Here is an 11,844-nt window from a genome sequence, read left to right on the forward strand (position 1 = left end):
CTCGCGGCCAGGCGCCCGCCCGCGCGGCACCGCGCCCCTCTCGCGCGGGGGTGCGGCGGCCGTGCGGGCGGGCGGGCGAACCCACTGGGGTCAGGTCGCGATCACCTGCGGCACCGCGACCGACTTGAGCCCTTCCGCGCCGAACTCCAGCCCGTAGCCCGAACCCTTGACGCCCCCGAACGGCACCATGGGGTGCACCGTGCCGTGCTTGTTGATCCAGACGGTGCCCGCCTCGATGCGCGCGGCCACCTGCTTGGCCCGCTCCGCGTCGCCGGACCAGACCGACGCGCCCAGTCCCACGTCGAGCGCGTTCGCCTGGGCGATCGCCGCGTCGAGGTCGGAGTAGGCGACGATCGGCAGCGCCGGTCCGAACTGCTCCTGGGCGACGAGCGGCGCCTCGTCGCCCAGGCCGGTGACGAGGGTGGTCGGATAAAAGTTGCCCGCAGCGTCCCGGTCGGGATCGCCTCCGGTGACCAGTCGCCCGCCCGCGGCTTTGGCCTGCTCCACGAGGTCGTCGACGATCCCGAACTGCGCGGCGGTGGTGAGCGGCCCCAGCAGGCTCTTCTCGTCGGTTCCCGGTCCCATGGGCGTCCGGACCGCCATGTCGGCGAGTGCGTCGACGACCTCGCCGTGGAGGGATTCGTGCACGTACAGGCGCTTGAGCGCGGCGCAGGTCTGCCCCGTGTTGATGAAGGCGCCCCAGAACAGGTCCTCGGCGATCGCGGCCGGATCCGCGTCCGCGAGCACGATCCCCGGGTCGTTGCCGCCCAGCTCCAGCGTGAGCCGCGGCAGATGTCCGGCGCTCGCTGAGGTGATCGCCTTGCCTGTGCGGGTGGAACCGGTGAACATCAGCTTGTCGAACGCCGGATGGGCCGCCATCGCGGCGCCGAGGTCCCCGCCTCCGGGCAGCACCGTCAGCACGCCCTCGGGCAGCACCCGGTTGACGATCGCGGCGAGGGCCAGCACCGACAGGGGCGTGTGCTCCGAAGGCTTCATCACGACGGTGTTGCCCATGCGCAGGGCCGGGGCCAGCTGCCAGGTGGCGATGAGCGCCGGCCAGTTCCACGGTCCGATGGCGCCGACCAGGCCGGCGGCCCGGTAGCCCAGGGTCGCCTGCCCGGACTCGTCGTCGAGCACCCGCACCGGTTCGAGGGGGGTCGCGGCGGTGGCGCGCAGCCAGGCCGCCACCCCGCCCGCCTCGAACCGGCTGCCCGGGCCGTTGAGCGGCTTGCCCTGCTCTCGGGTGATGAGCTGCGCCAGCGCCTCGGCCGACCGGTCGACGGCGTCGGCCGCGGCGTTCAGCAGCCGGGAGCGCTCCTGGTGGCCCAGCGCCTCCCAGTCGGGCTGGGCCGCGCGAGCCGCGGCGACGGCCTGTTCGAGATCACCGGTGCCGCGTTCCGGCGCCCGGCCGAGCACCCGGTCCGTGGCGGGGTCGACTACCGGTCGGCCGCCGTCCGCCGCCGCAACGGCGGCCAGCAGGCTCTCGTAGGTCTCCATGGTCCTGTCTCACCTCTGTGTCGTCTCGACGGTCCGTGCCGGGCCGGGCCCGAGCGCGGGCGGGGCGGGGGCGGGAAAGCGCCGGGGCGGGCGCGGCGGCCCCCGTGGACGCATGCGCCTCACGCGGGAAACGCCGATCGCGCGGAGTAGCCGAAGTCCACGGCCAGCGCCGTGCCGTGGACGCCGACGGCGGCGGGGGACACGAGGAACAGCACGTGCTCGGCGATGTCCTCGGGCCGGTGGACGGGGTAGTCCGCGCCGGTGAAGTCGCCGCGGTCGAGGTCGCCGCGGCTCATCGGCGTGTCCACCACGGACGGGCAGACGGCGTTGACCCGCACCTCCCCGGCCGTCTCCACCGAGAGGGCCCGCGCGAGCTGGACCACGGCGGCCTTCGACGCGCAGTAGGGCACCATCCCCGGAGCGGCGACGAACGCGGAATCGCTGGCGACCAGCACCGCGGCACCGCGGGACGAGCGGCGCAGCGCCGCGAGGGTGTGCTTCAGCGTCAGGTAGGCGCCGGTGGCGTTCACGGCGAAGACCCGCTGCCAGTCCGCGAGCAAGACCTGTTCCAGCGGGCTGCCCACCGGGCCGGAGATCCCGGCGCAGTGGGCGACGGCGTCGATGCGGCCAAGGCGCCGGAGCGCCGTGGCGACGGCTGAACGCACCGACGCCTCGTCCGCGACGTCCGCGGTGATCGCCACGGCCGGGGTCCCCCGCCCGGTGGACAGCGCATCCGCCTGGTCCTGGGCGCCGGCACCGTCGCGGTCCAGCAGCACCGGTGTCGCCCCCCGATCCGCCGCCCGGCGGGCGACGGCGGCGCCGATACCGCCCGCCGCCCCCGTGACGAGGACGACGGCGCCGTCGAGGTCTGCTGATGCGGAGCTCACAGTGGCCTCCCGGTGCCCGTCAGCCGAACGCCAGCGTGGGGACGTCGACGATGTGCGCACCGCCGTCGACCACGAGGGTGGCACCGTTGACGTAGCCGGCGTCGGGACCGAGCAGGAACGCCGCGGCGCCGGCGATCTCCTCCGCCGCGGCGGGCCGGGCCAGGGGCACGTCGCGCGTCACGGCGGCATAGGCGGCGTCGATGTCGGCCGCGCCCCCGCTGTCCACGAGAACCCGCATCTCCTCGTCGGCCATCGGCGTGCGGACCCAGCCCGGACACACGGCGTTGGCCCGCACCCGGGGCCCGTAGTCGCGCGCCAGCGACCGCACGAGCCCGAGCAGCGCGTGCTTGCCGACCGTGTAGCCGGCCGTCTGCGGTGCCGCCCGCAATCCTGAGAGCGAGGAGACGACCACGATGCTCCCCCGCGACTCCTGCAGACCGCCCAGGGCCTCGCGGGCGGTGACGAACGCGGTCGTCAGGTTCGCCTCCAGGCTCGCGCGCCAGGCCTCGTCATCGGTGCCGCCGATGGTCTCGTAGCCGTGCCCTCCCGCGTTCGCGACGACGCCGTCGAGGCTCCCGTAGCTTTCGCCGATGCCCTCGACCACGCGGCGCATGGCTGCGCCGTCCGCGGCGTCGGCGGCCACCGCGGCGATACGCGGGTGCGTCGCGGCGACCTCCTCCAGCGGTGCGCGCCGCCGACCGACGATGACCACGTCGCCGCCGTCTGCGGCCAGGCGGGCGGCGATCGCGGCCCCGATCCCGGTGCCGCCGCCGGTGACCAGGTAGGCGCTCATTCGGCCGCCTCCGCTGCCGCCGGGCCGGGGGCGACGCGATCGAGGTCCTGATCGAGGGAGTCCCACACCCGGGGCCTGGACGAGCGCAGCCAGTACCCGAGGGCGGCGGCGAGGACGGCGGCGATCGGCAGCAGCCAGGGGAGCAGGGCGATCACCGGGCTGTCGCTGCCCGCGAGGTCGGGGAAGTTGGCGAAGGCGAGGACGGTGACGGCCCACAGCCCCGCCCCGCCGATGAGCGGAAGGACGAAGGTGGTGAGCAGGCGCGGGTCCTTGATCCGCCGGAAGTGCACCACGATCGCGGTCGCGGCGATCGCCTGCAGCACGATGATCCCCAGGGTGCCGATGCCGGTGAAGGCCGCGACGAGGTTGGCGACCGGGTCGAGGCCGGCGACCGCATGGACCATGGCCACGACCGTGGCGAAGACGAGCTGCGCGGTCGAGGCGATCACCGGTGCCCCGGTCTTGGGGCGGGTGTACGACAGCGGCCGCGGCAGGACGCCGACGCGGCCCAGCGCGTACAGGTAGCGGGTGGCGGCGTTGTGCAGCGCGAGCAGCGCCGCGAAGAGGCTCACCACGAGCAACAGCAGCATCACGTTGGTCAGGCCCTCGCCGAGATACTCCGTGGAGACGACGAAGACCAGGTCCCCGGCGCCGAGGTGCCGCAGAGCCGTCTCCTGGGTGTCGCGCGCGCCGAGGGCGGAGACGATCGCCCAGGTGGTGATGGCGGCGAACACGCCGATGAAGGTGATCGCGATGTAGGTGGCGCGCGGGATCGTGCGCTTCGGGTCGCGCGCCTCCTCCCCGAACAGCCCGGTCGCCTCGAAACCGACGAACGCGTTCGCCGCGAAGAGCAGCCCGAGCCCCAGCGAGCCCCCCAGGAAGACCTCGGGCAGGAACGGCTCGAAGGAATAGCCGGTCGTGACGAGGATGGCGGCGTCGAGGACGATCAGGATCGCGACTTCGAGGACCAGGGCGACACCGAGCACCTTCGCCGAGAGGTCGATGCCGCTGCGCGTCAGCAGCCACACGGCCGCGACCGAGGTCAGGCTCCAGACCCACCACGGCAGTGCCAGGCCGAAGACTTCGGCGAAGACGAAGGAGGTGAAGAACCCGCTGGCGCCGACGGCTCCGGCGACGAAGCAGTTGTAGCCGACCAGCGCCATGAAGGCGCCCACCAGGCCCGGCAGGCGCCCGGTGCCGCGCACCACGTAGGCGTAGAACCCGCCGGCGTTCACCAGGCGTTTGGCCATTTGGGCGTACCCGACGGCGAAGAGCAGGAACACGGCCGTGGCGAGGAGGAACATCACGGGCGTACCGCCGCCGGCGCCCACGGCGAGGTTGATCCCGCCGATGACGATGATGCCGGTCAGGGGTGCGACGGCGGCCAGGACGAGGAACACGATCCCCGGGACGCCGAGGTACCCCCGCAGTCTCGTTTCTGGGGTGGGGGACAAAGTCTGATCCCTTGCCGGTCAGGACGCCGCGGCGTCAGTGTGCGGTGACGTTGAGGACCTCTGCGCGTGCACCGACGGGGAAGTTCACGGTCGAGTCGGCGTCGAAGCCCTCGTTGCCGAAGATCTTTCCGTCGGTGCGCATGCCGTCGAGGTCGATGAGGAGCAGGCCGAGGGTCGGCACGAGCTTCTCGCGCCAGACGAAGAGGGACAGCCTGTTCCGGATGGCGGCGTGGTGGCACCGGTCGGTGTCGGCGAGGCCGGCTTCGGCGCCGCTCAGGCAGTGCCAGGTGTACAGGTCCGGGGTGAGGTAGATGTGCTCGTAGACCTCGCTGGGCGAGTAGGTGTACCTGTTGCGCAGCCCGACGAGCGCCGTCGTCGGTGCGTGGGGGGCTGCGGCCGGGCCGCCGATGCCGCCGTGGACGATGCGCGCGGTCACGCCCGTCGGATCCGCGCCCCGCTGGATCCGGGCGTAGGCGGGCTCCCGCCGCGCTTCGGCGTCGGGCAGCCGGCCCTCGACGCGGGTGGCGGCTCCGGTGTCGAGGTCCAGGACGAACGTCGTGGACACCCCGCCCGCGGCGCCGTCGACGAGGTAGACGCCGGGGCGGATGGAGGTCACCCGCACTCCGACGTCGGCGTGCGGGCCCCACGAGGCGCGGCCGTCGGCGATGCGCAGCGTGATCGGGGCATCGAGGTGCAGGGGGAGCCTCTGGCCGTCGAGGTCGGTGGTCGCGTCGAGGAGGTCGCCCTCGGGGGAGAACTCCGCGCCGAGTGCCCCGACCGGGATGAATGAGCCGTCCATGGGCATTCCGTGTCATCGAGTGGTGGAGCCGGATCCGTTCACGATGCGGGAGCCCTGTCGGCAGGGTCTAGGACGAGCGCGCAGGCGTCTTGTCCACCAGTGCGCTTCCCGCCCGGCGACGGCACGGTGACCTGCGGTCCGCGCTCAGGGACAAGCACGCCGCAGCCGGGTGCAAGACGCCGGGGCCGGCCCGAGCACAGGATGCGTGCCGATCGTTCATGGCCCGCACGGCGCCATGAGAACCCCCTCGGCATGGGAGGCCACCATGACGGAACGACCGAGGAGCATCCGGCGCCGCAGGTTCCTGCAAGGCGCCGGCGCCGGGATGGCGCTCGGGGCACTCGGCGGTGCGTCCGCGGCGGCGGCGCACCCCGGCCGCGCCGGCGGGCGCGGCAAGGCGGACCTGCTGCTGCACAACGGCAGGGTCGTGACCATGGACGGCGGCTTCGCGCCCGCCGAAGCCGTCGCCGTCAAGGACGGCGTGGTGCAGGCGGTCGGTAGCGACTCTCAGTTGCGGCGCTTCACCAACGCGCGGACCGAGGTCGTCAACCTCCGCGGCCGGACGGTCATCCCGGGTGTCAACGACGCGCACTTCCACCCGATGGGGCTGGGGACGAACCAGCCGCCGCTCACTCTCGATCTCAGCCGCGACGCGGTGAGCTCCATCGCCGAGATCCGCGACCTCGTCGCCGAGGCCGCCCGGAGCAAGGAGCCGGGGGAATGGATCCGCGGCTTCGGCTGGGACCAGGGGTATCTCGCAGAGGGCCGCTACCCCACCCGGCACGACATCGACGAGGTCTCCCCGAACCATCCGGCCGCCCTGCGCGAATGGTCCGGGCACGCCCTCTGGGTGAACTCCAAGGCGCTGGAAATCAGCGGCATCACCCGCGACACCGAGGCGCCACCCGGAGGCGAGATCGTCAAGGACGGCGACGGCGAGCCGACCGGCCTGCTGCTGGAGGGAGCCGCCGGCCTCGTCAGCGTCCCCCCTTTCACCGAGGAGGAGCGGCGCCAGGGCATGCGCATGGCCGTCGACATCATGCACCGGCAGGGCATCACCTCGATCACCGACGCCGGAGTCGCTCCCGAGATGGTCAGTCTCTACCGCGACCTGCAGGGCTCGGGCGACATCCGGCAGCGGGTGACTGTCATGATCTCGGCGGGCACCCCCGATCTCCGCGAGGCGCTGGTGGGGGTACGCGGGATCGAGACGGACCCGGCCTGGCTGAACGTCAGCCAGGTCAAGGTCCGTGTCGACGGGGTGCCCACGCAGGCGCGGACCGCCTGGTTGTCCGAGCCCTATGTCGGCGGCGGCACCGGTGCCCCGGTTCTTCCCGGAGACTCCCTGGAGGAGCAGCTCGCCACCCTGCACGAGCAGGTGATGACCGCGCACGAACTGGGATTCCAAGTGGGCTCGCACGCCACCGGCGATCGCGCGATCGCGGCGGCGCTGGACGCCTACCAGGCCGCGGTCGCCGAATTCGGCGGCAAGGGCCTGCGCCACTACATCATCCACGGCGACCTGACGACTCCCGAAGACCTGGAGCGCATGGCCGAGGCCGGATTCCCGGTGAGCTTCAACCCCCAGATCAAGCGCTCCCTCTCCCACCAACTGGTCGATGTGATCGGCCGGGAGCGCACGGACTACCAGTGGCCCTACCGCAGCGCGCTCGACCTGGGCATCTCGGTGGGCAGCGCTTCCGACGCCCCCGTGGTCGGCGTCCCGGACTTCCGCGCGGGACTGGCCGCGATGCTGACGCGCAAGAGTTTGGCGACCGGCGAGGTGTTCGGCGCCGATCAGATCATCGGCCTCGAAGAGGCCCTGGCGACCTACACGACCGCCGGCGCGTGGCAGGACCGCGCCGAGGACTGGAAGGGCACGCTCGCCGAGGGCATGGCGGCCGACCTCGCGGTTCTCGACGGCGACCTGCTGGACACGCCGGCGGAGGACATCGTGGACATCCCTGTCTCGATGACCGTCGTCGGCGGCGAGGTGGTCTACGACGCCTCCAACGACGCGCCCGCTCCGACCGCCTCGCCCGCGTCGGCGGCGAGCGGGCTCGCGAGGTACATGAGCACCGGCTGCTGCGACGTCTGAGTACCCCGGGAGGCTCGCGGCGGGGCGGTCGGAGGGCGGCCGGGGGCGGACTCAGCTGTCGAAGGGGCTGACGACCGTGTCGGACTCCTGCATGGCGGCGAACATGCGCCGCATCGTCTCGGTGTCGTTGAGGTGGGGGAAGGGCTCGTCCGCGGGGGCCTCGACGCCGAGGAAGTCGCAGAGCGGGCCCCAGCCGTCGGCGGGGGAGAACACCAGGAGGCGGTCGGCCGGCGCGGCGGCGCGGACCCGTTCGGTGTGGGCCTCGAACATCCGCACCGCCTCGTCCTCGGCCATGGCCGACCCCGGCCGCCACCCCAGACCCAGCCGGTCCTCGGCCGCTCCGGTGATCAGCGGCATGAGGTCGGCGAAGCCCCGCATCGGCTCGGGGAGCTGCTGCGGGTCCACCTCGGTGGGGTCGGGGAAGGCGTTGCTGACGCTGGCATGCCAGCGCTTCGGATCGCGGACGGTGAGGATGATGGGCGCGTCGGGGTAGGTCCGGGAGAGCTCCTCCCAGAAGACGGAAGCGGGAAAGTCCACGGCCGCCCGGTAGCCCTCGAAGACCCGGTCCCAGTCGGTCGGCCCATCGGACACGGCGGCCTTCCACCGCTCGATGTGCCCGGGATTGCGCATCAGCTCGAACATGTGGTAGCAGGGGCCGAACCCGAGCCGCTCCAGTGCGGCCTTGAGCGAACTCGTGCCCGTGCGCGGCAGTCCTGCTCCGATGACCTTCAGCACTCGCGTTCCTTCCGCTCGTGGGTGTTGATCGCGTCACGCGTGATCAAGGCCAGCCTCCCACCGGTCCCCCGGCCGCTCCGTTCGGGTCCGCTCGGGGGCGCTGGACGCCCGCATCCGCCCTTGGCGTGCACGGCCGCGGCAGCGCCGAGGACCGGGACGACCCGGGCCCCCGCCCGGCGGGCGGGCACGGGAGCCTCTGCGGGACACCGCGGTGGAGCGCCGGCGACCCGCTCAGCGGCACCTCTGACCCGCCCGCCGGCGGGAGCCCTGCCATACGCCTGGACAACCGGCAATACACACGTATAGCATCCAATACGTGGATCCAGTAAACAAGCATGGTGACCGGCCGCCTGAGGACCTGACCGCTCGGGCGCGCATCAGGGACGCCGCGCTCGCGCAGTTCGCCGAACGCGGGTACGCCGCGGCGACGCTCCGGGGCGTCGCCGATGCCGCCGGGGTGTCGATCGGGCTGGTCCAGCACCATTTCGGCACCAAGGACGGCCTGCGGCGGGCCTGCGACACCTACGCCACCGACACCCTCGCCAGCCTGGACGGCCTGGGGGTCGCCGGCGGCGAGATCACCGACTCCGACTTCCTCGCCCGGATGTTCCGGCACAGTCCGCTGATCCTGCGCTACATCGCCCGCGCCATGGTCGACGGCTCCCCCACGGCCGCGACGTTCTTCGACAGCGGCGCCGCGACCGCCGAGGTGTTTTTGACCCGTACCTGGCCCGAACGCTTCCCGCCCGGATCCGACCGGGCGCGCGACGCCGCAGCGGTGATGGCCGCGATGCACCAGGCGACCATCGTGCTGCACGAGCACCTCTCCCGCCGCATGGGCGCCGATGTCCTGGCCGCGGAGAACTCCGCGCGCATCGGCCTGGCCATGTTCGACGTCTACACCTCCATGGCCGACTTCGCGGCCTCCGACACCGGCGCGGCCATCCGCGACGGGGCTCGCACCTACCAGCGCGGCACCTCCGCGGCACAGCAGAACGGACCAGGCGATGACCGCGACCATTGACATCACCGGGCTCGTGAAGACCTTCGGCAGGACGCGCGCCCTGGACGGGCTGGACATGGCCGTCCAGCCGGGCGAGGTCCACGGCTTCCTCGGCCCCAACGGGGCGGGCAAGTCCACCACCCTGCGGATCCTGCTGGGCTTCCTCCGCCCGGAGGCCGGCGCGGCGCGGTTGTTCGGCGAGGACCCCTGGCACCGGGCGGTGGAGCTGCACCGCCGCCTGGCCTACGTCCCCGGCGACGTGACCCTGTGGCCCGGCCTCACCGGCGGCGAGGTGATCGACCTGCTGGGGCGCCTGCGCGGCCGAGCCGACCGCCGGCGCCGCGACGAGCTCGTGCAGCGCTTCGACCTCGACCCGCGCAAGAAGTGCCGCGCCTACTCCACCGGCAACCGGCAGAAGGTGGCGCTCATCGCTGCCCTGGCCGGCGAGGCCGAGCTGCTGCTGCTCGACGAACCGACCTCGGGACTGGACCCGCTGATGGAGGCGGTCTTTCGCGAGTGCGTCGCCGAGGAGCGCGCCAAGGGCCGCACCGTCCTGCTCTCCAGCCACATCCTCGGCGAGGTCGAGGCGGTGTGCGACCGGGTGACCATCATCCGCGAGGGCTCGACGGTCGAGGCCGGCACCCTGTCCGAGCTGCGCCACCTCACCCGGTCATCGGTCTCGGCGGAGCTCGCCGCCGCACCGAGCGGGCTGGAGGGCCTGGACGGCGCGCACGACCTGCGAATCGAGGGCCGCCGCGTGCGGTGCCAGGTCGATACCGGCCGGATCGGCGAGGTCGTGGCGCACCTCCACGCGCTGGGGCTCCTCGACCTCACCGTGCAGCCGCCCACGCTCGAAGAGCTGTTCCTGCGCCACTACCGCGCCGAGCCGGCCGGTCAGGGCGGCGGCCGCAACGCGGTGGCCCGGTGAGCCCCGCCGTGCTCGCCCCGCGAGCCGCCACCGCAACCGGGAACCGCCTGGCCGGAACGGGCACGCTGGCCCGGCTGCTGCTGCGGCGCGACCGGGTCGTGCTCGCCGTGTGGCTGCTGCTGAGCTGGGGGGTCGCCGCCGCCCGGGCCGGCGGCACCTATGCGTCCCTGTACCCGACCGCGGAGGCCCGCCAGGAGCGCTACGACCAGGTCATGGTCGAGGTCCCGATGTACCTGCTGTTCCAGGGGCCCGCCTACGGCACCGGCATCGACGCGCTGCTGGTGCAGGAGTCGTTCGGCGCCGCGACCCTCTTCGCGGCGCTCGGCGCGGTGATCTTCGTGGTGCGCCACACCCGCACCGACGAGCAGGCGGGCCGGCGCGAGCTGGTGGGTTCGGCGGCGGTGGGCCGGCACGCTCCGCTGGCCGCGGCCCTGGGCGTCGTGTTCGCGGCGGGCGCGCTGCTGGCGGTGCTCACCAGCGCGACGATGATCGCCTCCGCCATGCCCGCCGCCGGGTCGCTGATCTTCGGTCTGGTGGTCGGCAGCGCGGTGTGGGTTTCGGCCGCGATGGCGGCCGTGGCGGCCCAGGTGACCGCCGACCCGCGCGCTGCCTCGGTCGGCGCGTTCTCGCTGTTCGTCGCGCTGCACTTCGTGCGCGGAATCTCCGGCCTCGGCGGGCCCGGCCTGACGTGGCTGGGGTGGCTGACCCCCAACGGCTGGCTGCAGCGGACCCAGCCCTTCGCCGGGGACCGCTGGTGGCCGTTCCTCCTGGTGGCGGCCCTGGTCGTGATCCTGGTGCGGGTCGCGGCCCTCCTGGGCGAGCGCCGCGACCTGGGATCGGGGGTGCCGGCTGCGCGGCACGGCACCGGCACCGCGCGGCGCGGGCCGGGCGGCCCGTTCGGGCTGGCCTGGCGGCTGCACCGGACGATGGCGCTGGTGTGGGTGGCGGCGACGGCCGCCGTCTGCCTGCCCACGGCGCTGGCCGGCACGGCGAGCATGGACCAGTACGCCGCGAGCGACCAGCTGGCCGAATGGGCCGCGGCGATGGGCTCCGGCGACCGTGGCGACGTCCTGTTCGTCTACATCGCCTTTACCACCGTGTTCCCCATCAGCCTCTACGCGATCCAGATCGTGCTGCGGATCCGAGCTGAGGAGACCGACGGGCACGCCGCCCTGCTGCTGTCCACGCCGGTCGGCCGCTTGCGGTGGGCCGCCGGACACCTCGCGGCGGCCCTTGCCGTGCCGGCGGTGCTGCTGGTGGTGGTGGGCCTGTGCTTCGGCGCCGGCACGGGCGATGCGGCCGCCATGCTCGCGACCACCGCCCGCCTCATCCCGGCGGTATGGGTTCTGGTGGGAGTCGCCATGGCCGCCTGCGGCCTGGCGGGCCGCGCCGCTCCCGTCGCGGGCTACGGTGCGCTGGTCGTCGCGCTCACCGTGGAGTTCGGCCAGCACCTGGGCTGGCCGGACTGGCTGTTCCGGACGTTCTCGCCGTTCGCCCACGTCCTGCCGTTCTTCGGCACGCCCGGTGCCACCACCCTGGCGGCCCTCACCGCGCTGGCGGCCGGCCTGTGCGCGGCGGGCCTGGCCGGCCTCCACCGCCGCGACCTCCTCGCCTGAAGGACACCCCGGACCGCTCTGCCCCCGCGCCGCC

The 11,844-nt window shown here is 73.5% G+C and carries 10 protein-coding genes; 4 read left to right on the forward strand and 6 right to left on the reverse strand.

Translation table 11 applies throughout. The features are described from left to right. Positions 1-90 precede the first annotated feature (90 nt). The 5 genes from FZ103_RS21545 to FZ103_RS21565 form a co-directional block, all read right to left on the reverse strand. Positions 91-1,497, reverse strand: a complete 1,407-nt coding sequence (locus FZ103_RS21545) for an aldehyde dehydrogenase family protein (RefSeq protein ID WP_156003641.1) — start codon at positions 1,495-1,497, stop codon at positions 91-93. Positions 1,498-1,616: 119 nt separating this feature from the next. Beyond that, on the reverse strand, positions 1,617-2,384 hold the full coding sequence (locus tag FZ103_RS21550; RefSeq protein ID WP_186356641.1) for an SDR family oxidoreductase: 768 nt from the start codon (positions 2,382-2,384) through the stop codon (positions 1,617-1,619). Positions 2,385-2,403: 19 nt separating this feature from the next. Further along, positions 2,404-3,177, reverse strand: a complete 774-nt coding sequence (locus FZ103_RS21555) for an SDR family NAD(P)-dependent oxidoreductase (protein WP_156003642.1) — start codon at positions 3,175-3,177, stop codon at positions 2,404-2,406. Continuing rightward, positions 3,174-4,631 carry an APC family permease gene (locus FZ103_RS21560; RefSeq protein WP_156003643.1) on the reverse strand — a complete coding sequence of 486 codons (1,458 nt, stop codon included), beginning with the start codon at positions 4,629-4,631 and terminating at the stop codon, positions 3,174-3,176. The genes FZ103_RS21555 and FZ103_RS21560 overlap by 4 nt, the downstream gene beginning before the upstream one ends. 34 nt (positions 4,632-4,665) lie before the next feature. Continuing rightward, a complete protein-coding gene (locus tag FZ103_RS21565; RefSeq protein ID WP_222936812.1) occupies positions 4,666-5,430 on the reverse strand; it encodes a MoaF C-terminal domain-containing protein in 765 nt (254 codons plus the stop codon). A 265-nt stretch (positions 5,431-5,695) separates the two neighbouring features. Here FZ103_RS21565 and FZ103_RS21570 point away from each other — a divergent pair, with 265 nt between their 5' ends. After that, positions 5,696-7,528 (forward strand): amidohydrolase, encoded by a 1,833-nt coding sequence (locus tag FZ103_RS21570; protein ID WP_156003645.1) that lies wholly within the window; start codon positions 5,696-5,698, stop codon positions 7,526-7,528. A 51-nt stretch (positions 7,529-7,579) separates the two neighbouring features. Here the strand turns inward: FZ103_RS21570 and FZ103_RS21575 are convergent, their stop codons facing one another. After that, the gene (locus tag FZ103_RS21575; protein WP_343233640.1) at positions 7,580-8,263 is read right to left on the reverse strand and encodes a sulfotransferase family protein; all 684 of its coding nucleotides are present in this window, start codon (positions 8,261-8,263) and stop codon (positions 7,580-7,582) included. Between the two features lie 316 nt (positions 8,264-8,579). Here FZ103_RS21575 and FZ103_RS21580 point away from each other — a divergent pair, with 316 nt between their 5' ends. From FZ103_RS21580 to FZ103_RS21590, 3 genes are read left to right on the forward strand one after another with little or no spacing between them, the layout of a single operon-like run. Beyond that, positions 8,580-9,287, forward strand: a complete 708-nt coding sequence (locus FZ103_RS21580) for a TetR/AcrR family transcriptional regulator (RefSeq protein ID WP_186356642.1) — start codon at positions 8,580-8,582, stop codon at positions 9,285-9,287. Then, the gene (locus tag FZ103_RS21585) at positions 9,271-10,194 is read left to right on the forward strand and encodes an ABC transporter ATP-binding protein (RefSeq protein WP_156003646.1); all 924 of its coding nucleotides are present in this window, start codon (positions 9,271-9,273) and stop codon (positions 10,192-10,194) included. The genes FZ103_RS21580 and FZ103_RS21585 overlap by 17 nt, the downstream gene beginning before the upstream one ends. Next, a complete protein-coding gene (locus FZ103_RS21590) occupies positions 10,191-11,810 on the forward strand; it encodes an ABC transporter permease (protein ID WP_156003647.1) in 1,620 nt (539 codons plus the stop codon). The genes FZ103_RS21585 and FZ103_RS21590 overlap by 4 nt, the downstream gene beginning before the upstream one ends. Positions 11,811-11,844 lie beyond the last annotated feature (34 nt).

It is taken from the genome of Streptomonospora sp. PA3, from assembly GCF_009728995.1.
Classification (GTDB): domain Bacteria; phylum Actinomycetota; class Actinomycetes; order Streptosporangiales; family Streptosporangiaceae; genus Streptomonospora.